Source organism: Binatus sp. (SeqCode) (assembly GCF_036522015.1).
Classification (GTDB): Bacteria; Desulfobacterota; Binatia; order Binatales; family Binataceae; genus Binatus.
In genome coordinates, this window is the sequence record NZ_DATDGQ010000368.1 from 1 (window position 1) to 25858 (window position 25858).

Annotated in this window: 29 protein-coding genes; 8 read left to right on the plus strand and 21 right to left on the minus strand. The window is 61.6% G+C overall.

The features are described 5' to 3' along the window. The 7 genes from ribD to VIW95_RS15615 all read right to left on the minus strand — a co-directional run. Positions 1-719, minus strand: a 719-nt coding sequence (gene ribD, locus VIW95_RS15585) for a bifunctional diaminohydroxyphosphoribosylaminopyrimidine deaminase/5-amino-6-(5-phosphoribosylamino)uracil reductase RibD (RefSeq protein ID WP_331588193.1), incomplete at its 3' end; no start/stop codon positions are given. After that, entirely contained in the window at positions 691-1200 is a 510-nt protein-coding gene (gene nrdR, locus VIW95_RS15590; RefSeq protein WP_331588195.1) for a transcriptional regulator NrdR, read from the minus strand. The genes ribD and nrdR, both read right to left, overlap by 29 nt. A gap of 65 nt (positions 1201-1265) precedes the next feature. Then, positions 1266-1505 carry an acyl carrier protein gene (gene acpP / locus VIW95_RS15595; RefSeq protein ID WP_324094984.1) on the minus strand — a complete coding sequence of 80 codons (240 nt, stop codon included), beginning with the start codon at positions 1503-1505 and terminating at the stop codon, positions 1266-1268. Between the two features lie 159 nt (positions 1506-1664). Beyond that, the gene (gene fabD, locus VIW95_RS15600) at positions 1665-2612 is read right to left on the minus strand and encodes an ACP S-malonyltransferase (protein ID WP_331588199.1); all 948 of its coding nucleotides are present in this window, start codon (positions 2610-2612) and stop codon (positions 1665-1667) included. Between the two features lie 14 nt (positions 2613-2626). After that, positions 2627-4027 carry a phosphate acyltransferase PlsX gene (plsX, locus tag VIW95_RS15605; protein ID WP_331588201.1) on the minus strand — a complete coding sequence of 467 codons (1401 nt, stop codon included), beginning with the start codon at positions 4025-4027 and terminating at the stop codon, positions 2627-2629. Between the two features lie 18 nt (positions 4028-4045). Then, positions 4046-4225 carry a 50S ribosomal protein L32 gene (gene rpmF, locus VIW95_RS15610; RefSeq protein ID WP_331588203.1) on the minus strand — a complete coding sequence of 60 codons (180 nt, stop codon included), beginning with the start codon at positions 4223-4225 and terminating at the stop codon, positions 4046-4048. Positions 4226-4259: 34 nt separating this feature from the next. After that, positions 4260-4793, minus strand: coding sequence for a DUF177 domain-containing protein (locus tag VIW95_RS15615; protein WP_331588205.1), 534 nt, complete (start codon positions 4791-4793; stop codon positions 4260-4262). Between the two features lie 154 nt (positions 4794-4947). On the opposite strand from VIW95_RS15615, the gene VIW95_RS15620 reads away from it, so the two are divergent. Continuing rightward, positions 4948-6204: a glycoside hydrolase family 1 protein gene (locus VIW95_RS15620; RefSeq protein WP_331588207.1), complete on the plus strand. Its 1257-nt coding sequence runs from the start codon at positions 4948-4950 to the stop codon at positions 6202-6204. Between the two features lie 22 nt (positions 6205-6226). Here VIW95_RS15620 and VIW95_RS15625 read toward each other — a convergent pair whose 3' ends face one another. The 10 genes from VIW95_RS15625 to VIW95_RS15670 all read right to left on the minus strand — a co-directional run bounded on the left by VIW95_RS15625 (position 6227) and on the right by VIW95_RS15670 (position 15768). Continuing rightward, positions 6227-6727, minus strand: coding sequence for an endonuclease III (locus VIW95_RS15625; protein WP_331588209.1), 501 nt, complete (start codon positions 6725-6727; stop codon positions 6227-6229). Next, positions 6691-6939: a hypothetical protein gene (locus VIW95_RS15630; RefSeq protein ID WP_331588211.1), complete on the minus strand. Its 249-nt coding sequence runs from the start codon at positions 6937-6939 to the stop codon at positions 6691-6693. Before VIW95_RS15630 ends, VIW95_RS15625 begins: the two co-directional genes overlap by 37 nt. Positions 6940-6945: 6 nt before the next feature. Further along, the gene (locus VIW95_RS15635) at positions 6946-8571 is read right to left on the minus strand and encodes a glycerol-3-phosphate dehydrogenase/oxidase (RefSeq protein WP_331588213.1); all 1626 of its coding nucleotides are present in this window, start codon (positions 8569-8571) and stop codon (positions 6946-6948) included. 1 nt (position 8572) lies between these two features. After that, positions 8573-9178 (minus strand): sulfite oxidase-like oxidoreductase, encoded by a 606-nt coding sequence (locus VIW95_RS15640; RefSeq protein ID WP_331588215.1) that lies wholly within the window; start codon positions 9176-9178, stop codon positions 8573-8575. A gap of 318 nt (positions 9179-9496) precedes the next feature. After that, complete coding sequence (locus VIW95_RS15645) at positions 9497-10561, minus strand: isocitrate/isopropylmalate dehydrogenase family protein (RefSeq protein WP_331588218.1); 1065 nt, start codon at positions 10559-10561, stop codon at positions 9497-9499. A gap of 227 nt (positions 10562-10788) precedes the next feature. Next, positions 10789-12126, minus strand: coding sequence for a glycerate kinase type-2 family protein (locus VIW95_RS15650; RefSeq protein ID WP_331588220.1), 1338 nt, complete (start codon positions 12124-12126; stop codon positions 10789-10791). 133 nt (positions 12127-12259) lie between these two features. After that, a complete protein-coding gene (gene rpiA / locus VIW95_RS15655; protein ID WP_331588222.1) occupies positions 12260-12934 on the minus strand; it encodes a ribose-5-phosphate isomerase RpiA in 675 nt (224 codons plus the stop codon). Positions 12935-13168: 234 nt separating this feature from the next. Further along, positions 13169-13798, minus strand: a complete 630-nt coding sequence (gene folE / locus VIW95_RS15660) for a GTP cyclohydrolase I FolE (RefSeq protein ID WP_331588224.1) — start codon at positions 13796-13798, stop codon at positions 13169-13171. Further along, positions 13795-14697, minus strand: a complete 903-nt coding sequence (locus VIW95_RS15665) for a methylenetetrahydrofolate reductase (protein ID WP_331588226.1) — start codon at positions 14695-14697, stop codon at positions 13795-13797. The genes folE and VIW95_RS15665 overlap by 4 nt, the downstream gene beginning before the upstream one ends. A 36-nt stretch (positions 14698-14733) precedes the next feature. Continuing rightward, positions 14734-15768, minus strand: coding sequence for a homoserine kinase (locus VIW95_RS15670; protein WP_331588228.1), 1035 nt, complete (start codon positions 15766-15768; stop codon positions 14734-14736). Between the two features lie 163 nt (positions 15769-15931). On the opposite strand from VIW95_RS15670, the gene bcp reads away from it, so the two are divergent. Beyond that, on the plus strand, positions 15932-16471 hold the full coding sequence (gene bcp, locus VIW95_RS15675) for a thioredoxin-dependent thiol peroxidase (protein WP_331588231.1): 540 nt from the start codon (positions 15932-15934) through the stop codon (positions 16469-16471). Between the two features lie 252 nt (positions 16472-16723). Here bcp and VIW95_RS15680 read toward each other — a convergent pair whose 3' ends face one another. Beyond that, entirely contained in the window at positions 16724-17545 is an 822-nt protein-coding gene (locus VIW95_RS15680; RefSeq protein WP_331588234.1) for an alpha/beta hydrolase family protein, read from the minus strand. Positions 17546-17785: 240 nt separating this feature from the next. Between VIW95_RS15680 and hisI the strand changes: the two genes are divergently transcribed. The 5 genes from hisI (at position 17786) to VIW95_RS15705 (ending at position 22255) form a co-directional block, all read left to right on the plus strand. Beyond that, positions 17786-18229: a phosphoribosyl-AMP cyclohydrolase gene (gene hisI / locus VIW95_RS15685; protein WP_331588236.1), complete on the plus strand. Its 444-nt coding sequence runs from the start codon at positions 17786-17788 to the stop codon at positions 18227-18229. Positions 18230-18235: 6 nt separating this feature from the next. Next, positions 18236-19135: an ATP phosphoribosyltransferase gene (gene hisG / locus VIW95_RS15690; RefSeq protein ID WP_331588239.1), complete on the plus strand. Its 900-nt coding sequence runs from the start codon at positions 18236-18238 to the stop codon at positions 19133-19135. Between the two features lie 354 nt (positions 19136-19489). Further along, positions 19490-20185: a VOC family protein gene (locus tag VIW95_RS15695; protein ID WP_331588241.1), complete on the plus strand. Its 696-nt coding sequence runs from the start codon at positions 19490-19492 to the stop codon at positions 20183-20185. 249 nt (positions 20186-20434) lie between these two features. After that, entirely contained in the window at positions 20435-21316 is an 882-nt protein-coding gene (locus tag VIW95_RS15700; RefSeq protein ID WP_331588243.1) for a crotonase/enoyl-CoA hydratase family protein, read from the plus strand. Positions 21317-21535: 219 nt separating this feature from the next. Then, positions 21536-22255: a dienelactone hydrolase family protein gene (locus tag VIW95_RS15705; protein ID WP_331588245.1), complete on the plus strand. Its 720-nt coding sequence runs from the start codon at positions 21536-21538 to the stop codon at positions 22253-22255. A 5-nt stretch (positions 22256-22260) separates the two neighbouring features. On the opposite strand, the gene VIW95_RS15710 is transcribed toward VIW95_RS15705, so the two are convergent. Further along, the gene (locus tag VIW95_RS15710) at positions 22261-22509 is read right to left on the minus strand and encodes a hypothetical protein (RefSeq protein WP_331588247.1); all 249 of its coding nucleotides are present in this window, start codon (positions 22507-22509) and stop codon (positions 22261-22263) included. Between the two features lie 59 nt (positions 22510-22568). Further along, a complete protein-coding gene (locus VIW95_RS15715) occupies positions 22569-23069 on the minus strand; it encodes a hypothetical protein (protein WP_331588249.1) in 501 nt (166 codons plus the stop codon). Between the two features lie 85 nt (positions 23070-23154). On the opposite strand from VIW95_RS15715, the gene VIW95_RS15720 reads away from it, so the two are divergent. Next, complete coding sequence (locus VIW95_RS15720) at positions 23155-25359, plus strand: hypothetical protein (RefSeq protein ID WP_331588251.1); 2205 nt, start codon at positions 23155-23157, stop codon at positions 25357-25359. A gap of 117 nt (positions 25360-25476) precedes the next feature. Here VIW95_RS15720 and VIW95_RS15725 read toward each other — a convergent pair whose 3' ends face one another. Next, entirely contained in the window at positions 25477-25692 is a 216-nt protein-coding gene (locus tag VIW95_RS15725) for a hypothetical protein (protein WP_331588253.1), read from the minus strand. Between the last annotated feature and the right edge of the window lie 166 nt (positions 25693-25858).

The following is a 25858-nucleotide window of genomic DNA, read 5'->3' on the forward strand; positions in this document are numbered from 1 at the left end:
GGCGACGTGCGCAGGCGCGCGTCGACGACGACGCGCACCGGATCGCGGCCGCCGGCGACTCGACACGTCAGGCGCGGGTTATCTGCTATCACAGTGCCCGCGCCGACCATTATGGCGTCGCATTCGCGACGCCATCGATGCACCAGTTCGCGCGCTTCGCGCGAACTGATCCATCGCGAATCGCCGCTGGCCGCCGCGATTCGCCCGTCCAGCGACATCGCCAGCTTGAGGATTCCCATCGGCCGCCCATGCGTCACCCGCGTGATGAAGCCTTCGTTCAGCCGTAACGCTTCTGCTTCGAGCACTCCGGTTGTGACGTCGATCTTCGCGTGCTTGAGGATCGCGATTCCGCGCCCGCGGACGCGTAGATCTGGATCCACGCATCCGATCACCACGCGCTTGACGCCTGCCTCAACCAGCGCGTTGGCGCACGGCGGCGTCTTCCCGAAATGTGCGCACGGCTCGAATGAGACGTACGCGGTCGCGCCTCGCGCGAGCGCGCCCGCATCGGCGAGCGCCTGCGCTTCGCCATGCGGACGCCCGCCGACCCCGGTAACGCCACGCCCGACGACCGCGTCGCCGCGCACGATTACACATCCTACGGATGGATTCGGAGTTGTGAGCCCGAGCCGGTCCTGCGCCAGTGCGAGCGCCTCGCGCATGAAGCGCTGGTCGCGAACCGCGCCAGAATCAGGAGCCGACGTCGCCTTTTTTTGCACCGGATGCGCGCGACGCGGGCGCTTGCTTGCGCTGATTGATGAGGTCTTCCAGCTCGTGCATGAACTCGTCGATGTCTTTGAACGAGCGATAGACCGACGCGAATCGCACGTACGCGACCTGGTCGATTTTGTGCAGCTCGTTCATCACCGCCGCGCCGATCGCGTTGCTGGCGACCTCGCGATCGCTCTGCTCGGCCATCGTGGTCTCGATGCTGCTGGCGATCCGGTCGATCGTTTCCATCGAGACCGGCCGCTTTTCGCAGGCGCGCTTGAGGCCTGCAACTATCTTGGCGCGATCGAACGGCTCGCGGCGGCCGTCTTTTTTGACAACCATCGGAGCCGCTTCTTCGACTCGTTCGTAGGTGGTAAAGCGCCGCTTACATGCCGAGCACGCGCGACGGCGTCGAATCAACGTGGCGTCGTTCGAGAGCCTTGAATCGACCACGCGGTTTCCACGATGGCGGCAGAATGGGCACCGCATGGTCTAGTTCCGTTTGTTCCGCGGGCCCGGCGACTTATGACGGGCGGATTCTGTGTCGTGCGATTTCAGCTCTTGTGAGCCTCGATGTAGGTGACGACGTCCTTGACGGTGCGGATTTTCTCGGCGTCTTCGTCGGAGATTTCGATGTTGAATTCCTCTTCCAGCGCCATCACCAGCTCGACGATGTCCAGTGAGTCCGCGCCGAGATCCTCGATGAACGAGGCCTCCGGAGTTACTTCGTCGGCGGCCACGCCCAGTTGCTCGCTGATCTTCTCGCGAACCTTGGTTTCGATGTCTTGAGCCATCGTGCTCTAGTTCCTCCTGGCAGCGAGCCGTGGTTAGGCCGCCAATCAATATTCTAACATTATCCCACTGCCACGAAGACCAGAGGTAACGGGCGAGAGGGGCGGGATTAAATTATCAGGGGAGCATAAGGACTGAAAGGAGCGGACGCAAGGCGTCGCTCACGATTTGGCGCTTGGAGCCGGCTCGGAAATCGCCTTCAACGACGCGAGATCCTCAAGCGGGCGGACGCGGATCGTGCGATACGTCCGGCGCATCATGCCCATCAGCACGCGGCCGCAGCCGAATTCGATCGCGTCGGTGATGCCGCTGCGGGCCACGACTCCCATCGACTCTTCCCATCGCACCGGCGCGGTGATCTGGTCGAGCAGCAACGGCACCACGCGTGCGGGATCGCGATTCACTTCCGCTGTGACGTTGGCGATCACGCCGAACTTGAACCGGCCGACTTTGAGTGCGCGCAATACCGGTTCCATCCCATCGCGCGCCGGCTGCATCAGCGGGCAATGAAACGGCGCGCTGACCTTCAACTCGACCGACATCGACGCGCCCCGCTCCTTGGCGATCTCGAGCGCGCGGCGGACCGGCTCCGCATGTCCCGCGATCACGATCTGTCCGGGCGCGTTGAGATTGGCGGGTACGGCGAGTTTGCTGTCGCGGGTGACTTCTTCGCAAATCTCATGCACTTGTTGAAGTTCGAGGCCTATCAGCGCCGCCATCGCGCCCTGCCCCATTGGGACGGCTTGCTGCATCAGGCGCCCGCGTTCACGCACTGCGCGCAGGGCGTCGGCAAACTCGAGCGCGCCGGCCGCGACCAGCGCGCTGTATTCGCCGAGACTATGCCCCGCCGCGATTTCCGGCTCGCCGCCGACTTCCTTTGCGTAGATGCGCAGTGCGGCAATCGAAGCCGTCACGAGCGCAGGTTGAGTGTTGGTCGTCAGCCGGAGGTCATCTTCCGGGCCTTCGAAACATAATTTCGATAGCGAAAGCCCGAGCGCGTCGTCGGCTTCCCTGAATGTATCGCGAGCGACCGGGAAGTTGTCCGCGAACTCCTTGCCCATCCCGACGCGTTGCGATCCCTGCCCTGGAAAAAGAAACGCCAACTTCATCTATCGCCGGCGCCTCACGAATCGCTCTTTGGCCGATCGGGCGAATGCGCTCCCTCGTCCGGCTCACCCTGCGTATGCAACTCACCCGGCTTGTGCGATTTGTCGGCGCCGTTCGTCGACGCCGGCGCCGCGGCTCCGTCCGCTGTCTCGACCCGCACTTCATTCCTGAGTGAGCCGCTGCCGCGCGAACTCGAGTGGGTCGATTCGTAGTTGGCACGTTCAATTTTCGGATCGACGTGATGGTCGGCGCTGTGCGGAGACGGCTCGCTCAACGAGCCTGTACCGCTCGCCCCTGGAGGCGAGTCGTCGTGCCTGGCCGCCTCGCCTTCCTTCTCGCGACGGTGCAAACGTTCGCGCATTTTGCCGAACAACGCGCGGATCCCTTTGCCGGCGGCCGGTTTGATCGGCCCGACGGGTTGAATCTTTCCGAGAATCTCCAGAATCTCGGCGTTGACGTGATGCACGAGTTGCTCGTTCGCGGCGGCCCGAATCGCACTTCGAATCGCCTTCGGATTCGACGAACCGTGCGCGATGATCGACACGCCGCTGACGCCCAGCAGCGGTGCGCCGCCGTATTCCGACGGGTCGAGCCGGTCGCGCATCGCGGCGAGATTCTTGCGAACCAGCAGGTAGGCCAGCCGCGTACGCCAACTTCCGCCGAACACCCCGCGCAGACTGCCGAGCAGGAACGACGAGAATCCTTCCATCGTCTTGAGCGCGACGTTGCCCGTGAAGCCGTCGGTGACGACCACGTCCGCCTTCGCGCGGTTGATGTCGCGGCCCTCGACGTACCCGATGTAGTGCACGTAAGTCGGCATCTGCTCGAGCATCGCGGCCGCGGCGCGCGTGTTGTCGTTGCCTTTCGAACTTTCCTCGCCGTTGGACAGAATCCCGACGCGCGGGCGTGAAACGTTGCGCACGTGCCGCCAGTACACGCTGCCCATCACGGCGAATTGCACGAGGTTGATGGGCTTCACATCGACATTTGCACCCGCGTCGATCAGCAGGCTGAATCCTTCGCTGGTCGGCACCAGCGACGCGATCGCGGGCCGATCGACGTAGGTGAGATTGCCGAGAATCATCATCGACGCCGTCATCACGGCGCCGGAATTCCCGGCGCTGACAAAGGCACTCGCATCGCCGCGCTTTACAAGATCGAGCCCGACATGAATCGACGAGCGGGGCTTCGACAGCACGGATTCGAGCGGCGAGTCGTCCATCAGGACGACCTCGGGCGCGTGTTCGATTCGGATCGGCAGGTTGGCGGCGTCGTGGTCGGCGAGCTCATGGGCGAGAATCTCGCCGTCGCCCACCATCACGACCTCGATACCGAAGTCGCGGGCGGCCTGGACGGCGCCCTCAACGGTCGCCTTGGGGGCGAGATCACCCCCCATCGCGTCGAGCGCGATTTTCACGATCGTACTCCGCGCGCCCTATTCCTTTATCTCGGCGAGCTGGCGGCCGCGGTACGAGCCGCAATGGCGGCAGATGCGATGCGGCATCACCGGTTCGCCGCACGACGCGCACGAGCCGGGATTCACGGCGCGGAGCGCATCATGCGCGCGACGCATGTTTTTCTTCGAATGCGAACTTCGGCGTTTGGGTGCTTGCATGACGAATTACTTCCTAATGTTGAGGGTGAGCTTATCAGGTGCGCGGCAGTTTAAGCGACCGGATTGCTTCCAGCCGGGGATCGACGATTTCCACGCGGCAATCGCACGTGCCGCGATTCAGATTCAATCCGCAATGCGGACACAGGCCGCGGCAATCTTCCTGGCACAGCGGACGGGTCGGCAATGCGAGCAGCACTTGCTCGCGAATCAGCGGGCTCAGATCTACCTCGTCGCCCTCGTACAGCGAAAATTCCAAATCCTCGGCGCGAAGAGTGTCGTCGTCGTATCCGATCGACTTGGGCGACAGCACGAAGCGAAACGGACGATCGCCGGCCGCGTCGAAATCCTCGGCGCAGCGTGCACACAGGGCGCCGGTCCGCGTCTTCAGCTTGCCCTCGAAGAAGAGCTCGGTCCCGGCGCGGTAGAACGAAACCGACACATCGACCGGCCCTTCCAGGTGATATTCGCGGATCGGTCCGTCGCTCAGGATACGGTTAATTTCCTGCTCCGGCTCGGCAAACACCAACTGCTTGGCATCCGCCGTTATGTCCTCGATTCGGATTTTCACTTTTCACATTTCACGGGCTCGCAGTGACGCCCTGGACGGGATTAGTGGAACGGAAATTATTACATTTCGCGCGCGATGTTCAAATACGTCGGTTGGCGCAATCACGATTTAGCTGTAGCGTCGGAAAGATTTCATTCGCGAAGGTACATCTGCGATGGCAACCGATCGGTTCACTTTTCCTGACGGGTTTCTATGGGGAACGGCCACTGCCGCGCACCAGGTCGAAGGCAACAACCTCAACTGCGACTACTGGGTGCTTGAGCACACGCCCGGCTCGCCGTTCGTCGAGCCTTCGGGCGACGCTTGCGACCAGTACCATCGCTATGCCGAGGACATTGCGATGCTCGCGCGGCTCGGTTTCAACGCCTACCGCTTCTCGATCGAATGGGCCCGCGTCGAGCCCGAGCCCGGCGAGTTCTCGCGCGCCGCACTCGACCACTACCGCCGCGTGCTCGCCTGCTGTCATGAGCACAAGGTCACGCCGGTCGTGACCTTTCATCATTTTACCTCGCCGCGATGGGTCGCCGGCGACGGCGGATGGGAAGCCAAGAAGACCGCCGAGCTATTCGCAAGATACTGCGAGCGCGCCGCCGCGCATCTCGGCGATCTGATCGGCGTCGCATGCACGATCAACGAGGCCAACCTCGGCGCCTATCAGTATCTGGTCGGCTCTCTACCCCTGAAGCTCGACCCGTCCCGCCTAAAATGGCTCTCAGAGGCAGCGCGCCGCATTGGCGCAGATCCGAATCGCTTCGCACCATACTTGATGTGCGATCAGATGAAGGCGCGCGACGTGATGCTCGAGGCGCATCGCCTCGCCGCCGCAGCGCTGAAATCCTCGCGAGGCAAATATCCAGTCGGAATCTGCCTCGCGCTCGGCGATTTACAGGCTGTGCCTGGCGGCGAGGCTCGTCGCGATCGCATCAAGGCAGAATGCCAGGACATTTTCTACGAAGCGGCGCGCGGCGACGACTTCATCGGCGTCCAGACCTACACCCGCAACCGCATCAGCGCCGACTGCACCCTGCGTCCTGAAGCAGGCGTCGAGACCACGATGATGCACTACGAGTTCTGGCCCGAAGCGCTCGAAGCAACGATCCGACAGGCGAGCGCAGTCGCAAAGGTACCGGTGATCGTCACCGAGAGCGGCATCGGCACCGACAAGGACGATCGCCGCATCGAGTATGTGCGGCGCGCGCTGAACGGCGTCGCGCGATGCATCCGCGACGGCATCGACGTTCGCGGCTACTGCTATTGGTCGCTGCTGGACAACTTCGAATGGAACTCAGGCTACCGCCCGACCTTCGGCCTGGTAGCGGTGGATCGCGAAACGCAGACGCGCACAATCAAACCCAGCGCCGAATGGTTGGGCAACATCGCTCGCGCCAACGCGACAGATGTCGCCGACTGACTGGTGACAAAGAACCTAACCCCTAACCCCTTCCCCTGGTGGAAGGGGGACCGGATTTAGAAGGGATCGGCTTTCGAGGAGACTTACCTACGCCTCGTCGCGGGCAATCACTCGCGACCGCGCAAATCTCGCACTGGGGTTTCCTCGCGATGCAAATTTGCCGGCCGTGCAGGATCAGCCGCATCGAGAACGGCGTCCAATCTTCCCCCGGCAGAATTTTCTGCATGTCGATCTCAATCTTCGCGGGATCCGTATTCTTCGTGAACCCGAGCCGATACGTCAGCCGCCGCACGTGCGTATCGACGACGAACCCCGGCTTACCGAAGATGTGCCCCAGAATCACGTTCGCGGTCTTGCGCCCAACGCCCGGGATTTTCACCAAATCTTCCATCGTCGATGGAACCTCGCCGCCGTAGTCCTCGACGATCTTCCGCGCCGCTCCCATCAGCGAGCGCGTTTTCTGACGAAAAAATCCCGTCCTGACGATTAATTCTTCGACGCGCCGCGGATCCGCCGCAGCCATCGCGCGCGCACGGGATATTCCTTGAAGAGTTGCGGCGTCACGCGATTCACGCCGGCGTCGGTGGACTGCGCCGAGAGAATCGTCGCCGCCAGGCATTGCCACGGCGTTTCGAAATCAAGACTGATGCGCGCTTTGGGATATAGTTTCGCAAGCCCGCGCGCGACTCTGCCCGCGCGCTTCTTGATGTCCGCGAGTGATTCGCGCGCTGCCATGACGCCTCACACGACGACGCGCCGGCTCAGTTGCTCGTGCGTGAAGCTCGCGACTTCGGCGTCTTCGCGCGCGCGATCCCACCCGAGCTCCGCCGCCATGATTCGCGCCACGCTAGACGCCGCCGCCTCCGCCTCGACCGGCGAGCGCCACGACAGCGAGGTGCGCCTAATCAGAAAGTCGCCGACCGAATGCGTCATCTCGCTGCCAACTGCGTTCACGACCTCCGCGCCAATCGCCGGACAGTTCCGCGACAGGGGCTCCGCCAGCTCCGGCCGCCGCGCCGCTATCCGCGCGACAATCGGCGCGCGCGTTCCGTAACGCGCCTTCAGAATTTCCGCCGATGAGGCCGGAATACTTCGCATCGCGGCGCTGCTGCCCGAACTGTCGCCGTCTGCCAACGCACGCGCGCCGGGAAGCGGAGTCGAGAGCGTTGGACAAACTCCCGACGCACGTCCGAGCGCCCTCATCACCCGATCAACCACCTTCTGTGCAATCTCGCGATGCGTCGTGAACTTGCCGCCCGCGACCGTGATCAGCCCCGACGCGCTCTCGAGTATCACTTCCTCGCGCGGCACCGACGACGGCGCTTCTTTCCCTTCCCTGATGAGAGCGCGCAGTCCCGCAAAGCTCGTCGCCACGTCGGCACTCGTCAGCTTGATTCCCGGCAGACTCTCGGCCAGCACCGCGAGCAAATATTCGACGTCGCCAATTTCCGTTCTGACGCTCGCGGGATCGCCCGCGAAGTCGGTGTCAGTCGTGCCGACCAGCACGTAGCGGTCGTGCGGCATGACAAACACGTTTCGTCCATGCTCGTCGGCCAGCACGATTGACTCGCGCACTGGCAGAACCGTCCGCGCGAACACCAGGTGCACGCCCTTGGTCAATCGCACGCACGGCGTCGTTGCCGGATCATCCATCCGCCGAATGTCGTCCACCCACGGCCCGGCCGCATTCAAAAATTTCTTCGCGCGAATTTCACAGCTAATGCCGCCGAGCAAATCCCGCACGCTCGCCGACGCGATCTGGCCGCCGGCGACGCTGAAACTCTCGACCGCGGCGTAGTTCGCAACCGCGGCACCGTGCAGATCCGCGTCGAGCACGTTTTCGAACGTGACGCGCGCATCATCGGCCCACGCGTCGAAGTACATCGCGCCGCCGGTCAAGCCTTCGCGGCTGAGCGCCGGCTCGGTCTCGCGCACCTCGGACGCATTCAGACTCGAGTGCCACTCCTTGAACGGCATCCGCGCCAACAGGTCGTACAGCGTGAGCCCCATCGCCATCGTGAAACGATTGAAACCGCGCTTGCGATAAACGGGAAACAGAAACTGAATCGGATGCACCAGGTGGGGCGCCGTGCGATGCCGCAGACGCTCGCGCTCGCGCAATGCTTCGTACACGAGTTTGAACTGCCCCTGCGGAAGATAGCGGAAGCCGCCGTGAATCAGCTTCGACGACCGCGACGAGGTCGCGCCCGCGAAATCGCCGCGGTCGATCAGCGCAACCTTCAGCCCGCGCATCGACGCGTCGCGCGCGACCGCCGCGCCATTGATACCCGCGCCGATTACCGCGAGATCGAATTCTTCATCGCGAAATCGCGCCAGGCTCTTTTGACGGTTCAGAGTCGAGGCCAAATCAGTCTTCTGGATCTTCCTGGAACGAGTAGCGCTCCTCGGTCCACGGATCGGCGTGGTTGTGATAGCCGCGAACTTCCCAGAATCCGCGCCGGTCGATGTCGGAGAACTCGATCGCGCGCACCCACTTGGCGCTCTTCCATCCGTACAGCTTCGGCACGATCAGCCGCAGCGGAAACCCGTGCTCCGGCTCGAGATCGCGCCCGTCATGCCGATGCGCCAGCATGACGTCGTCATCGAGAAACTCGTTCAGCGGCAGGTTCGTCGTGTAATCGCCATCGCAATGAACGATTGCGTGACGCGCTTCGGCACTGAGCTTCACCAGCTTCATCAGGTCCGCAACGCGAACGCCTTCCCACGCGTTGTCGAGCCGCGACCAGGTCGTCACGCAATGAAAGTCGGCAACCTCGCGCGACTGCGTCAGCGCACGAAATTCCTCGTACGAAAATCGAAGCCCCTTCTCGACCAGGCCCACAACTTTGAAATCCCACGTCTTCGGATCGAACCGCGGTGTAAGACCGTAGGTCAGAACGGGAAATTTGTCGGTGAGAATCTGTCCCGGCGGAACCCGCGCGGCAACGTCCTGAGAAGTGAGCGGCTTCGCCATACGGCTGACTATTATCTGACAGATAGATCTGGCGAAAGGGTCGATCGCGGCCGGAATCGCGCGCACGCGCGCGAAGAACCTAACCCCTAACCCCTTCCCGCGCGGGAAGGGGGACCGGATTGTTGGGAGTAACCTCTTACCTCGATGGAAGGGGACAACTGCGATGAGAGGTCGCGCCCTCCCATGAACCTGAGAGCGAAATGTCGTCCTCGACATTTCGCGATTAGCATTTTTCACTGGATGCAGGGGTCACCCCTGCCCAAGGAAGTGTGAAACCCACGGCGGGTTTCACATTTGATTGAGTGATTTACCCTTCCCTCATCCCCGCGACACCGCCCGCACGATCGCCGCCGTCACCTCGCTCGTTGACGCTTTCCCGCCTACATCGCGCGTCAGCACTTTGCCCGCCCTCAGCACCGACGCTGTCGCCGCGCGAATCTTGTCGCCGACCGCAGGAATCCCCAGGTAGTCGAGCATCATCGCACTCGACAGGATCATCGCAATCGGATTGGCGACGCCCTTGCCCGCGATATCCGGCGCCGTTCCGTGCACCGCCTCGAATATCGCGCCCTTGTCGCCGTAGTTCGCGCCCGGCACGAGCCCGAGTCCTCCGACCAGCCCGGCGCACAGGTCCGACACGATATCGCCGTAGAGATTTTCCAGCAACAGCACGTCGAACGACTCGGGCTGCGTCACCAGCCGCATGCAAGCCGCATCGACGATTTGCTCCTGGTACCGAATCGACTTGTAGCTCTCCGACACCGCGCGCGCGCACTTCAGAAAGAGTCCGTCCGAGAGCTTCATTATATTGGCTTTGTGAATCGCCGTGACGGATTTCCGCCGATGCGTCCGCGCATACTCGAACGCGAACTTCGCGATTCGCCGCGACGCGCGCGCCGTGATCACCTTGATACTCTCGACCACGCCCGGCGCGATCTCGTGCTCGATCCCGGAATACAGATCTTCGGTATTTTCGCGCACCACGATCAGATCCACGTTGTTGAACGGCGTATGCACTCCGTCAAAGTTCATGGTCGGGCGCACGTTGGCGTAAAGGTCGAACGTGCGCCGCAGATGCACGTTGATCGAGCGCCATCCTTCGGCGACGCGTGTCTCGAGCGGCCCCTTGAGCGCGACCCGCGTGCGTTTGAGCGATTCGATAAGCGCGTCGGGCACCGGAGTTCCGAAGCGCCGAAACGCGCTCATCCCCGCCGCCTGCCGATCCCATTCGATCTTGATTCCGGTCGCCTCGAGCACCGCCAGCGCCGCGCCCACCACTTCCGGCCCGACACCGTCACCGGGAATCAACGTCACTGCGCGACAAGCGGCCGCAGTCGTGCGCCCGCTCTTCCGCGAAGCTGTCGATTTTACTTTCTTCTTCACGATTCCAAATTTGCGTGACGCTTTTCCCTCTTAGCCCCTCCTTGTCCGAGGAGAGGCCGGCGCCAACCGAAGGTGGCGCTGGGAGAGTGCAACATCAGACGTCGCAACTGACCATTACTCGATTCCGAAAACCAAAAATGGCGATGCTGTCGCTCGTTGCACCTCTCCCTAACCCTCTCCTCGGATAAGGAGAGGGCACTGGATCAGGACATTCAACGACCAATCGCTCAGTAATTTACCAGCCCGAAGAAGACGTCGCTGACGTTGGTCCCGGTCGGCCCCGTGACGAACAGGCCGCCCGACGTCTTGTAAAAATTGTACGAGTCGTTGCGCGTCAATGCGGTCGCGGCGCTGACTCCCGCGCCCTCGCCGTCTGCGACTGTATCCGGCGATGCGAACGCGCCCGCCGCGTCCGTAGGCCCGTCGATTCCGTCGGTGCCCGCGACCAGCGCCGCGATCCGCCGACCCCGCCCGATTTGCGACAGCTCGATTCCCATCGCGAGTGCGCACTGCTGCGCGCGTCCGCCCTTGCCGCCTCCGCGCACCGTCACGACCGGCTCGCCACCCGCGATGATGCAGACCCGCTCATGCGTAATTGCGCACATATATTCGGCGAGTGCGCGGCCCGCGTCGTTGGCCTCGCCATGCAGCGCTTTCCATCGCTGCGGATGATACCCGAGTCCACTCGCAGCGCGCTCGGCGCCTTCCAGAGCCAGATTGCTGTCGCCAATGATCACGTTGGTAACGCGTTCGAGGATCGGATCGCCGGTCTTTACCATCGCGCCAACTTCGCCCGCGACCGCGCGCTCCAGATACGATCGCACCGCCTCGGGCGCGCGCCCCCACACGTTGCGCCGTTTGAGCACCGAGACGGCGTCGCCGAAGCTGCTCCAATCGCCCACGGTCAGCCCCGAGCCAATCGTCGCCAAATCATTGCCCGGCACGTCGGAAATAATCAGGCCGAGCACGCGCGCGGCCCCGCAATGGTGCAGCAGGCGTCCGCCCTTCACGGCCGACAGATGCTTGCGCACGATATTGAGCTCGCGAATCGACGCACCGGCCTTGAGCAGCGCCTGGTTCACCGCGATCTTGTCTTCAAGCGTGAGTCCCTCGGCCGGCCGCGTGAACATCGCCGACGCACCCCCGCTCAGCGCGACGATCACCAGGTCATCCGCCGTCGTCCCATGCAGCATCTCGCACGCCAGGTGCGCGGCCTGCTCCGACGATTCGTCGGGCACCGGATGCGCCGACGCGACCACGCGAATCTTCGAGCCCGGCGACAACATCGCCGAACAGGCCGTCCGCTGATCCCGCGTGATAACCGCGAGCGCGTCGGCCAGCCGGTCACCGATTCGGCGCTCGATCTCATGCGCCATCCCGGCCGCAGCTTTGCCGACCGCCAGCAGCAAAATTCGCCTCGCGCCCGCGATTAAATCGGGAACCTGCTCCGACGCGGGGCATTGCCCGTCCATCGCTCGACCAACGAGCAGCGCCGGATCGACCGCCGCGACCGCGGCGCGATAGATTTCTTCAAGGTCGGCGCACGCCTGTTGTTGTGCTGTCATTTGTCATCCTGACGAAGCGAGCATCGCGAGCGGCAGGAAATGGCTTCTGGCCTCCGGACAGCTTCGCGCTAGCGAAGCCGGTTCCGGTTCTGAAATCGCGCAGCGGTCCTTCGCTCTGATGCCGTCGCAAAATTTAGCGCTTCAGCGCCCGAATCTTCCCCGATGCTTCCGCCACCAGCACGACGTCCGCCATCGCAATGAACAACCCCGTGCCGACGACGCCTGGAATCGCCAGCAGTTCGCGATCCAGCCGCGCCGGATTCGCAATCTTCTTCACCGCGCAATCGAGAATCAAGTTCCCGTTGTCGGTGACGAACTGCCGCCCGCCGTTTTCGCGAACGCGCGGCTTCATCCCCATCGCTTTGATCTTCGCGCTCACGAGCGGCTCTCCAAACGGCACCACTTCGACCGGCATACTCCCGCGGTCCCCCAATTTCTTGACGAGCTTCTCGTAACCGATCAGCACGACGAACCGCCGCGACGACGCCGCCACGATTTTCTCGCGCACCAGCGCGCCGCCATAGCCTTTGATCAGATTGAACCGCGGATCGACCTCGTCCGCCCCATCGAAGTCAGTGTCGATTTTCCCCGCCTCGGCGAGCGTGACGATCGGAATGCCCACGGACCTCCCCAACTCCTCGGCCGGGGTGGAAGTAGGCACGCCGCGAACGTCGATCCCGCTCGCTCCCAGGGCCCGAATGAACGCACTGGCCGCCCGCCCCGTCCCCAGCCCAATCGTATGCCCCGGCTTAACAAACCGAAGCGCATACTCCCCAAGCGCGTCGAGCGATGCGTCATCAGCCGCCATCAGCTTTCCTGCGTCATTTTACTTCTTCCCCTCTCCCTGAAAGGGAGAGGATCGAAGGTGAGGGTCCTTATTCAGCGCGCGTTTTTTGGCGCGCGATTCAAGATTCTGAGAGTGCATATCTCAATTCGCGTTTTGTTCTCCTGAACTAAAGGACGTTTCACGTGAAACACTTTCGCCTAAAAAGCCGCTTAGACAAGGCCTCTTTTCAAAGAAAAAAGCGAAACTCGCGACGCGTTACGGCTTTCCGTTGCGCAGTAGTTGCATGAACTCCTGGCGCGTTTCCGTGTTGGTGCGGAATACGCCCAGCATCGCCGACGTCGTGACAAACGAATTCTGCTTCTCGACTCCGCGCATCCGCATGCACAGATGCTCGGCCTCGAGCACTACTGCGACGCCGAGCGGATCGATCTCCGACATCAGCGTCTGCGCGATTTGCGTCGTCAGCCGCTCCTGCACCTGCAAACGCCGCGCGTAGATCTCGACCATCCGCGCCAGTTTCGAGATTCCGACGATCTTACGATTAGGCAGGTACGCGACGTGCGCCTTGCCCATGAACGGCAGCAGGTGATGCTCGCACAAAGAGTAAAAGTCCAAATCCCTGCACAGGATCATTTCCTGGTAGTCTTGCTCCGAGAATAGCGCGCCGTTGATCTCTTTCTTCGGGTCCTTGGCGTAGCCGCTGGTCAGGAACTCGTAAGCCTTGGCGACGCGCATGGGCGTGCGCTCGAGTCCTTCACGATCCGGATCTTCGCCGATATGCCGCAGGATGACGCGCACCGCATCTTCGACCTTGGCGTCACTCGACGCACCATTCTTGTCCACGCCAACTTTGGCTCGTGAACCATTTGCCTGCGTTCGGTTCATTTACCGATCTCCTTGCGCCACCGGCTGAACTGAAGTGCCAGCTCGATCGCGAGTGACGGACCGCCACCGCTCATGATGATGAACCCGGCGGCGTCGGGAGCCAACGACTTCATCAGTGCCAGGTTCTCGCGGAGCGACATCGCACGCACCTCTTCTTCGCTCATCCCGGCGAATCTGTCCAGATGGCTCCGCGCTCCGCTCAGGTCCTTTACGCGGTCTATCAGGTAATTGGCCATCGCCTCGCGCTTGACCGGCAGGATTCCGAGCATCGTCCTGATGCCCAGGCTGTTCGCCTTCGCGACGAAGCGCCGCCCGGACTCGGCGTCGAATACGGGCTGCGTGATCACGAAGCACGCACCCGCGGCGGCCTTGCGCTCGAGCAGTTCGAACTCGCGCTCGATATTTTTTCGGTTCGGATTCGCGACCGATCCCGCGACAATCGACGGAATCGCCTTCAGCAACGCTTTGCCCTCGCCGGTATCGCCGCGATTCAAGGCCGCGACCATCGCCAGCAATCCGTATGCATCGATATCGTGCGAGACGACTACGTTGCCGTCGGCGCCGGGCGGAATCTTATCGCCGTTGAGCGCGACGACTGCGTCGATTCCAATTGCAGCGGCGCCCAGCAGATCCGATTTCAGCGCGAAGCGGTTGCGGTCGCGGCACGAGACGTTGAGCACTACCGGAATCTTCAGCCGCTCCTTGATTGCCGCGCCGAAAACCAGCCCCGACATTTTTACTTTGCCGAGCGCGTTGTCAGTGAGGTTGATCGCGTCAACCTGTCCGGCGAGCTCGCCGAGACGCCGTAGCAGCGGCGCCGGATTGATTCCGCGCGGCGGCGATACTTCGAGCCATAACGCGGGCGCGGCGGCGTTCAGGCTGTCGAGGATTGAAGGCAACGCATCGCCCCGCGGATTCGTGGATCAGCCGGCGCTTCAGGCCTGTCGGCGCTCGGTGGCTTTGACCTTCTGGTATTTGCGGTAGTCGTATCCCGTCGCCATCGCCATCAACAGCGGTTCCATTCCGCCTTCGCGCTCGCGGCGCAGCACTCGCAGGCGTTCGAAGAACTCGCGGAAGTCCTTGTCTACGCGATGCTTGCCGTCGACCGGGGCCAGAAAGAAGTCATGCAGCCGCGTCACCGTGAAACGCAGCGACGAAAACCGCAGCTCGTTGGGAAACGCGTCCCATTCCGCCAGCGACAGCGTCCGCACCGACTCGTAGCCCGACAGCAGGTAGCGGAAGCGGTCAAGCGAGTACGCGCCATCGACGAAGCACAGCGCGTTGACCGCGGTCGCGATATCGAAAATGAACTTGCCGCGGCAGGCGGCGTCGAAATCGAGCATCGCCGTCAGCTTCTCGCCGCGGAACAGCAGGTTGTCCGAAAAAATGTCGCCGTGAATCACGCCCTTGGGCAGCTTGCCTTCCAGATATCGCGTCAAGTACTCGACTTCGTCGTCGAGCGTGCGGCAGATCTTGCGGAAATAGTTCGGCAGCCGGTTGCGCACAGTCAGGTACAGGTCGGCGATTCGCTCGAAGCTGAAGCGGTTGTCGATGCCCTTTTTGTAAGCCTTGCCGATCACGTGCAGGTCGCCGAGTGCGTGGCCAATGGTCTCGAGCTGGCTCGGCTTCATGCGCGCGGGCACCAGCACCTTGCCTTCCTGGTACTTGAACAGCGACACGCAGCGGTTGTTGAAGTTGCGGTAGAAGCGGCCCATCCGATCCTGCATCGGATGCGGGCACGGGAACGCATGCTTGCGCAGAAACGACAGCAGGTCGATCTCGCGCTTCAGCTCGTTCTCGCCCTTGACCTCGTCCACCCGCAGCAGGAATTTGCCCTTGGCCGCTTCGAGCACGTAGTTGGTGTTGACCGAGCCTTCGGGAATGCCGGTGGCGCTGCTGACGCGGCCAAGGCCGTAGTCGTCCGCCAACTCCTTGAGAAACGGTTTGCTTAACTCGGTGTAAACGGCCATAGGAACGCGGGCACGATCAATTGAGGACTGTCAGCCCGCAAAGTCTAAGGGGTGGCTGGCACCTCGTCAACTAGGGTCCGCGAAACCCTTGTAAAATGAGGGTTTCGTGAATTCTTGAAATTTCCAAGTTGCTACAAACGTCGAGCGCGACTAAATCAATCCAATGCCAACATCCAAAAAACTTGGCCCGAAAATCACGAAGAAGCCCGCAACCGCGACTCCAAAAAGCGCCAGCGCCGCGCTCGAAGGAAAGAAGGCGCCGGCCTTTGAGCTGCTCGACGCCGACGGAAAAAGCGTCGCGCTCAAGGAGCTCATCGGAGCGAACAATCTCGTGCTGTATTTCTACCCGAAGGACATGACGCCCGGATGCACGATCGAGGCGTGCAGCTTTCGCGACAGTATCGCGCCACTTAAAAAGCTCGGCGCGAAAGTCGTCGGCATCAGCGGCGACTCGACCGACTCGCACGGCAAGTTCATCGCCAAGCACGACCTCAACTTCCCGCTGCTCGCCGATCCCGGCAACAAGGTCTGCAAGCTCTACGGCGTATATAAGATGAAGTCGCTCTACGGACGCGAGTTCATGGGTATCGAGCGCACGACGTTCGTAATCGACAAGGCGGGTGTCGTGCGTCGCGTGTTCCCGAAGGTCAAGGTCAACGGCCACACCGAAGAAGTGCTCGAGGCGCTCAAAGAGATCGCGTAGTCGCGCCGTCTCGCCCCGGCGTCTTATTTTTGTGTCATCCCGTTTCTTTGTGTTATCCCGAGCGTAGCCGAGGGACCCCGGATCTTTTGCGGCGTTGGTTAGTGCACCCTCACCACAAAGCGATCGTCACCGAGAGGGGGGTCACAGTGCTCCAGCAGCGGGCACCTCGGTTGAGGCGTGGTTGGAGGTGCGTGGGCCAGCGTCGAGAAAGATCCGGGGTCCCTCGGCTACGCTCGGGATGACACGATGTTCTTACGACGCGGCGGCGCTGGTCGTACCGAGCAGATTGTCGCGCAGAAAGGCGCGGAGTTCGGGCTCGACGCGCTTGCCGAGATCGTGCGATGCCTGCGGGAAGTAGAAGGTCTCGACTTTCGCGCCACGCGCCCGCAACTCATCGGCGAGCTTGACTGCCTGTCGCACCGGCATCCGATTGTCCTGTTGGCCGTGCATGATCAGCACGCTGCATTCGAGCCGCGCCGGCAGATGCGCGATCACGCTGCGCTCCTTCAGTATCCGCTTGCTCGGCCACACTTCGCGCAGAATGGACAGCTTGGTGCGCAGCGGCGCTTCAGGCCACAGCGTCAGCGGATCGTAGCATCCTGATTCCAGGATCAGAGCGCGCGGGCGCGAGTCGTAGTCCATCAGCAATCCTGCGGCGACTGCGCCGTGCCCCAGTCCCCACACTGCGAGCCGCGACGAATCGACGTCGGTGCGCCCCGCGAGAATGTCCAGCGCCTTGCGCGACGCCAGCACCGACGGCTGCCCCACGAAGCGGCTCGGCCCGGAGGAATTGCCGTAACCGGGAATGCTGACGCAGGCGACCTGGATTCCCATCGCGGCGATTCCCTGACTCATCTGCACGCATCGATCGACGTTGCCTTCGCCGCCGTTGAGCACCAGCAGTCCGGGCCGCTTACCCAGCTCGGCGCTGCGCGTCAGGTAGCCTTCTATATGGTAATTCTTCGGCCCCTGTGCGACGTCGAAGTTGAACTGATCGACGTTCTTGTAGTTCGACGCGATCGATTTGCCGGGAATATGGCACGCGATCGCCGATCCGGCGAGCGCGATCGCCACAATAGAAAGTTTCGCCAATCGTCGCGGTGAAAGAGGATGCATATTTAATCGTGAGGGGCGGATGCGGTCGGCAACTCGCCTGACATCGGCTCCGTAATGTACTCGCATTGTCACTATTTTAGAACAGGCGGACGTAAGGCGTGTAACGTACCACATTGAATCGCACCGGGGTTTGACCGATACTGCTTGATTCGCAAGCGTTATATTTATTTTAGTGCGCAATCGAATTTGGGAAAAGTAATGGCAACGCAGGCACAATCAGCCTCTCAAGGATCGGCGGCAATTGATTTCGACAAAAACGGCGGCGTCGTCGCCGCGATCGCCGTCGATCACTTGAGTCACCGCGTGCTGACCGTTGCCTACATGAATCGCGAAGCTTTCGACGAGACGGTTGCCACCGGCCGCGCGTGCTATTTCTCTCGCTCGCGCAACAAGCTGTGGCGCAAGGGCGAAGAGTCGGGCAATTTTCAAATCGTGCACGAGATTCGCATCGACTGCGACGCCGACGCGCTCGTGATCGCCGTCGAGCAGCGTGGCGACGGGGCCGCATGCCATGAGGGCTACGAGTCGTGCTTCTTCCGCAAGCTCGACGCCGGCGCGTGGAAAATCGTCGATCAGCGCAAAGTCGATCCCGCCAAGTACGGCCCCAACTACGGGCACCAGTCGAAAAAGTCGGCCGGCTGATCGAATATGGCTGACCAGGTTTTGAAATTCGGCATTCCGAAAGGAAGCCTCGAAGAGCAGACGCTCGAGCTGATGCGCAAATCGGGTTGGCGCATCACGGTTGGCTCGCGCTCTTATATACCGACCACCGACGACGCGACGCTTAGCTGCCGTATCCTGCGGCCGCAGGAGATGCCGCGGTACATCGCGGACGGATCGCTCGACGCTGGCATCACCGGCAGCGATTGGATCGTCGAGAACAATGTGACGCTCCACCAGGTCGAGAGCTTCGTCTATGCAAAGGCAACACTGACGCCGTCGCGATGGGTGCTCTGCGTGCGCAACGACTCTCCGGTCAAGCGGCTCGAGGATTTGCAGGGCAAGCGAATCGCAACCGAGCTCGTGCAGTTCGTCAAGCGAATCCTTTCCGAGCGCAAGGTCAAAGCGGAAGTTGAATTTTCATGGGGCGCGACCGAGGCCAAGGTCGCCGAAGGCATCATCGACGCCGCGATCGACGTGACCGAGACCGGCTCGTCGCTGCGCGCCAACGGATTGCGCATCGTCGAGGAATTGCTCGTCTCGAATCCGGTGCTGGTCGCCAATCCGGCGGCGTGGACAGACCCCTGGAAGCAGGCGAAAATTCGCCAGCTCGGCATCCTGATTCGAGGCGCGCTCGACGCGGAGAATCGCGTCGGCATCAAGATGAACGTCGCGAAAGCGAATCTCGAGAAAGTGATCGCGCTGCTGCCGTCGATCACGGCGCCGACAATCTCGCCTCTCTACGCGTCGAAGGCGCTGAAGGGCGTCGAATGGCTGGCGGTCGAGACGGTGATCGCAGAGCAGACGGTGCGCGAGCTGTTCCCGAAACTGCTCGAGGCAGGCGCGGTGGGAATCGTCGAGTTCCCGCTGAACAAGATCATCGGCTGATTCCTTCTTTGTGTCATCCCGAGCGTAGCCGAGGGACCCCGGATCTTTCTCGACGCCGGAAGAGGCCCCCCAACCACGCGTCGAGTGATGTCTTTGCCGCTCTCCTGTTTGCATACTACGAAACGTCGCGACCTTCTAAGGCGCGCACTTCGATCGCTCCATGGTTGGGGTGCGTCGGCAGGCATTCAGAAAGATCCGGGGTCCCTCGACTACGCTCGGGATGACACAAAGAAAAGATCAAACGCAGGATTAACGTTTTGCTTGAATCGCAGAACCTGGCGAGGTATTCGAACCGTTCCCTTCACGCGCTCGTTGTGGCAGAAGAGAGGTATTCATCACGTGGAGGTCGGCATCATGGGTTTGGCCAACGGAGTTCATCATCTCGCTCTCTGCACCAAGGACATCAAGAGGCAGATCGATTACTTCTCGCAGGTCGTCGGAATGGAACTGGTCGCGCTCTACTGGATGCACGGCGTGGACAACACCTTCCACGGCTTCATGAAGTTGAGCGGCAGCTCGTCGATCGCCTTCGTGCAGCATCCCGATGTTGCAAAGATTCAGCCGATCAAAGGCGTCTCGCACGCCGGCCACACCACGCAGAACGTCGCGGCCGGCGCGATGCAGCATCTGGCGCTCAACGTCGACAGCTACGCGGACCTGATGGCGATTCGCGATCGCGTGCGCGCGCACGGGCATTGGGTGATGGGCCCGCTCGATCACGGTTTCTGCAAATCGATCTACCTGGCGGCGCCCGAGGGAATCATGCTCGAGTTCTCGACCTCCGAAGGCGGCTCGATCGATGCCGAGGCGTGGATCGATCCCGAGGTGCAGGCGCTCGCCGGAATCAGCGCGGCGGAAGTCGAGAAGTACAAGCATCCTGCGTCGTTCGAATCGAAGGGCGGCACGATTGCGCAGCCGAAACCGGATCCATCGAAACCGCTGATGGATTTCCCGCACGACGATCGCATCTGGACGATGAGCGACGAGGAAGTGACGCGCCGGATGAGCGAAACGACCCCGCCGGTACAGAAAAAAGTCAAAGCCGCGTAGTTTCCGTCATCCAGCGCGAAAGCGAGGGACTTCGAATCCTCGCCTACCCCGTTGTGGGGGGAGGCCGACGCGCGTCCGCGTGCGGCGGGTGGAGGACCAAAATTCTTCAGTCTCGCGCGTGGTTCAGGATGTGCGGCGCAGCAGACGATCGCGCCGCACAACGTCCCTCACCCTAACCCTCTCCCCTGGTGGGGCGAGGGAATCAGAACGAACGTGGGAGGGAACCGGATTGTGCTATATGCGATTCCCATGAAGACGCTGAGCACTGAGACTCGCAACGGCGTTGGGATCATCACGCTCACGCGCGCTGCCGAGTACAACACGATCACGCCCGACCTGCGCGACGAACTTGCCGACGCGATCGATCGCGCTGACGCCGACCATGACGTGCACGTCATCCTGCTGCGCGCCGAAGGACCTGCATTCTGCGCGGGCTACGCACTCGAAGGCTCGACGCGCGCGCAAGCCGGTGAAGCTTCGCGCAAGCGCGTGTGGGACTCGGTCGCCGACTACGGCATGATCTCGCAATACGTCAACGTGTACATGAAACTCTGGTACGCGCGGAAACCGACCATCGCCGCCGTGCACGGATGGTGTATCGGCGGCGGCACCGACATGGTGCTGTGCGCCGACTTGATAATCGCGGCCGAGTCCGCGTCGTTCGGCTATCCACCGTCACGCGTATGGGGTACGCCGACCACCGCGATGTGGGTCTATCGGATGGGCCTCGAACACGCCAAGCGCTACCTGCTGACCGGCGACGAAATACCAGCCGTCGAAGCCGCCCGCATCGGGCTGATCCTCGAGACGGTGCCCGACGCCGAGCTCGACGCGCGCACAACAGGACTCGCCGAGCGGATGGCGCAAGTCCCGACGAATCAACTCCAGATGCTCAAGCTGTTGTGCAATCACACCGCGGAGAACATGGGCCTGGCCACGTCGCGGCTGGTCGGCTCGCTGTTCGACGGAATCGCGCGGCACACGCAGGAAGGCCTCGATTTCGTCGCACGCGCGCAAGCGGCAGGCTTTCGGCAGGCAGTCCGCGAACGCGATGATCCATTCGGGGACTATGGCTCGGGGCCACGCTCGAAAAATCGCGCGGTGAAGAAAGGCGGTAAGAAGAAACCCTAATCTAATATGAGACCCGCGGTGGGTTTCATGCTTCCTTCGGCAGGGGTGACCCCTGCACCCAGTGAAAAAGAAAATCGCGAAATGACGAGGACGACATTTCGCTCTCAGGTTAGACGGGGAGAGCGGCGCTCTTCTCCCAACGTCCGGTTCCCCTTCCCGCTCGGGAAGAGGTTAGGGTTAGGTTGCCGGGAATGTACAGCCGTACGATGATGCTACTCGATGACCACCACTGATATTACCTTCCCGGCGCACGACGGGCGCCCGATGCGCGCGGCATACGCCGCGCCGGCTGGCTCGCAGAAACGTCCCGGCGTTATCGTTATCCACGAAATCTTCGGGCTCAACGACGACATCCGGCGAATCACAGGGATGGTTGCCGACCTTGGCTACGCCGCACTCGCGCCCGACCTCTACGATCGCGCCGGTGCGCGCCTCATCTGTATTGCGCGCACACTCATGACGCTGAATCGCGGCGACGGCGACGCATTCCACGACCTCGACGCGGCGCGCAAGTTTCTGCAGCAGCAGCCCGGGGTCGATTCGGCGCGCATCGGGGTCATCGGCTTTTGCATGGGCGGTGGTTTCGCGCTGATGTTCGCGGCGCGCGCTCCAATTGGCGTCGCTGCGACGTTCTACGGCGAAGTCCCCAAGACCGTCGAGCAGTTGTGCGGCGTATGCCCCGTGCTCGGCGGCTACGGCGGCCAGGATCGGCTATTCGCGGCGCAGGGACGCCGGCTAGAAAAGCTGCTCACCGAGATGGGCGTCGATCACGACGTCAAAATCTACGAGGAGGCGGGCCACAGCTTCATGAGCCGCAACAGCGGTTTTCTGCCATGGATAGGAAAAATCGGCCCGATGAAGGCCGATTATAATCCCGAGGCCGCCGAAGACAGTTGGAAACGAATCGAAGCGTTCTTCGGCCGCCACCTCGGGCGCTAGCAGCGTTACTTGCTTAATCCAACGGCCAGGCGGGACTTCGCGATTCGCTCGCGCGAGGCTACCAGCGCTTCGACGTTTTTGGCGCCGCGATAGCCCATCTGATCGGCCAGATACTCGGCGAGCTTGCGCTCCGAAATATTCGGCCTCTGCTTGCGTTTATCTTGGGCCAGCTCGGCGAGCGTGGTCCGCAGGGTATCCTCGGAGTCTCTGAGGGTCTCAAAAATCGGAGAAGGAATCACAGAATTCATCGGCATGCCATCACCTATGCTGCGTATCGTAGCATAACCGCGTGAAATCTCGTGCATGCCCTAAGTCAAACGAAAGCATCCAGAATTCGTGAAACTTTTGTTCCGTCCGCGACAATTTTGTGTAGATGACTGATGGTGTCTCGGCAGAACACCAATTGACCCGCCCCCTCTTTCCAAGCATCCTGCGGTGAACCTTTTTGACCATGCCACGAATCAGCCGCCGCGAGTTCCTGGCGCTCACACAGTTGGGCGCCATATGTCTCGCGATTACGATCCTGGGCGCGTGCGGCAATGGAGGCAGTTCGGCACCGTCGGAGAACGCTGGCCCGTGCGCGCCGCTGCCGCCCGCCGCGGATTCGGATTTTCTGGTTCGTCTGACTCCGTTCATGAACAACCTCTGCTATCAGAGACAGAATTGGCAGCACGACGCTCAAGTGCGCACCAGCGACGGAGTTCATCCGTTCGTCAGGGTTTGGTACTCGCCGTCGCTGTTCGACTGGATCACCGTCAAAAACCGCGTCGGGCCGGTGCCAGACGGCGCGATCGTCGTAAAGGAGCAGTTTCATGACCTGAGTGGCCCATTGTTCGAATGGACCGTAATGGTCAAAGACTCGGAATCTGTCGTGGGATGGATGGTACTGGGCCGATCTTTTGAATCCCACACCGCGGAATCCGAACGCTACTCCGACGCCGTCGCCAGGCGGCGGATGTGCCGAGCCGCAAGTCCTGTTCAACGGCGCGGGATTGTACTGCCTGAACTGCCACGCATCGGCGATCGCCAATTCGGGAACCTATTCGAGCACCGCGTACCTGAATCCGCCGAGCGTTGGAGCGGCTGGGGCGCTCGCGGATGCGTCGGCGATGATCGACGACATGCATAACATCTCGTCGCGGAAGTCGCTGGAGACGTTGGAAGCCGAGCAAGCTCCGATGTTCGTCAATCGCGTACCGAATTCGGTCTTCGCCGATCTCAGATCTTTGTCGCAGGTCAAAGCGCCTTGCATGGTCTCGCAAGCATTCGATCACGTGGTCCCGGCTGCGAAGTCCGCCGGCGGCCCCGAGGAATTTCTGACCTCCGATCAATGCGCGAGTTGTCACGACGCGACCGGCACGCTCGCCGGCTTCACCCCGAACATGATCTTTGGCGCCCAGAGCCCGACACCGACGAACCTGTCGCAGTACGGCGAATGGCGGTACTCGATGATGGGCCTGGCGGGACGCGATCCGATCTTCTTCGCGCAGCTCGACACCGAGTCGACGGTGCACGGGCACCTGGCCGGTCACGCCGACGGCGCAGCTTTCGTGCAAGACTTCTGTCTTCGATGCCACGGAGTGATGGGCCAGCGTCAGTTTCATATCGACAAGGGGAACGCGCCAAACACTTTGCTCACGCGAGCCATGCTGCAGGATCCCAATTCGAAGTACGGCGCGCTCGCGCGTGACGGGGTCTCATGCGCGGTCTGCCATCACATGACCGATGACAAACTTGCTGACCCGTCGACCGACACCGGCCTCTTCAAGGTTGGCCCCGCGAGCGAAGTTTACGGACCGTTCCCATCGGAAACTGATCCCACTGGCGCGAAGAGCGGCGACAGCGTTATCCCGCTACCGATGCAGAACGCTGAGGGCATCACACCCAAGGAAGGTACCCAGGTACAGAATGCCAGCCTGTGCGCGTCGTGCCACACGATCCTGCTGCCGGTATTCGACGCTAACGGCAATCGCGTGATTGAAAATGGCGAGCCGAAATCCGAGTACGAGCAAACCACCTTCTTCGAATGGCTGAACAGCGGCTTTATTACGATTCCATGCCAGCAGTGCCACATGCCCGACAGCTACCAGGGCAATCCGCTGCAATTCAAAATCGCGAATATCGAAGATAGTACGTTCCCCGCGGTGCCGGAGCACGGCCCGTCGACGCGCCTGCCCGACGCCGATCTGATCCTGGAAGCGCGCACGCCCTATCGGCGTCATCAACTGCTCGGGATCAATCTGTTCGCGCTCGAGATGTTCGATCAGTTCCGCGCCGAGCTTGGGCTTTTCAAATTCGATCCCAACCTGCCGGGTCCTTTGGCCAAGCAGATCTTGAGCCAGAAGACTGCGGTAGCGGAGGCGGTGACACAGGCTCAGACCACCACCGCCGAGGTCACGATCGTGTCCGCAACCAAAATGAGCGGCGTGCTGCAAGCTGATGTGCAAGTGCAGAATCTCGCGGGACACAACTTTCCCTCTGGAGTGAGTTTTCGGCGCGCCTTTCTGAATTTCCAGGTGCTCGACGCCGACGGAAACGTGCTGTGGGCTTCGGGCAATACCAACTCCGACGGCGTCATCGTGGACAACGCGGGCAATCCGCTAACGACCGAGTTTTTCAGCACGTCGCAACAGACCTATCAACCTCACTTCTGGACTGACAATCCGATCACCAGCGACAGCCAGGTCGAGATCTACGAAGAGCTGGCCACCGATCCTCAAGGCCTGCTGACGACCAGCTTTCTAAATCTAGATCACAAGGTTAAGGACAATCGCATCCAACCGACGGGAAGATCTTTCAACGGTCCCAACGCCGGCATCACCGCCCCGGTAGGTACGGGCAACGACCCCAGCTACAAAAATGGATGCGGCTGCAGCATGGTCCGCTACGAAATACCGATCGCGACGAACGCCGTCGCGGTGCAGGCGACGATGTACTATCAAAGCATCCCGCCCTACTACCTTCGCCAACGCGCCGAGGACGCCCACGGCCCCGACACTGCGCGCCTGATCACCTTCACGAATCAATTGAACACGAGTCAGTATCCAGAGATCGCGAATTGGAAGTTGAAAATCGCAACCTCGGGACCGGTGGACATTCAATGAGCCCTCACTTTACCAATTTCTAAACAGCGACGAAGTCTTATATTGATTTTTACACTGGGTGCAGGGGTCACCCCTGCTGAAACCCACGGCGGGTTTCACATTCAATCGAGTTCTTCGCTAGCTCTGCGGGTCTTTCAGATGGGGGCGGGTGGCGTAGAAATAATCCATGCCGGGGACGCCGCGCGGGGTTTCGTCGTCGAAGAGGATTGAGACTACGCCGTAGAATGCGACGATCGTCCAGAAGGCTCCTGTGCCGATTGGGGGGAAGGCCGCCATCGACGCGCCGACTAGCAGCGATGCGATTGCGTCGTGCAGTAGCCAGAGTTCTTGCATAAGATTCCGGCGACCTAACCCCTAACCCCTTCCCGAGCGGGAAGGGGAACCGGAAAAAGAAGCAGCGTGGCGCGGCGCGACGCCCTACTCTCCGGTCCAGTTGGGCTTTCGCTTCTGTGAGAATGCGAGCGGGCCCTCCACTGCGTCTTTCGATCGGAACAGCTTC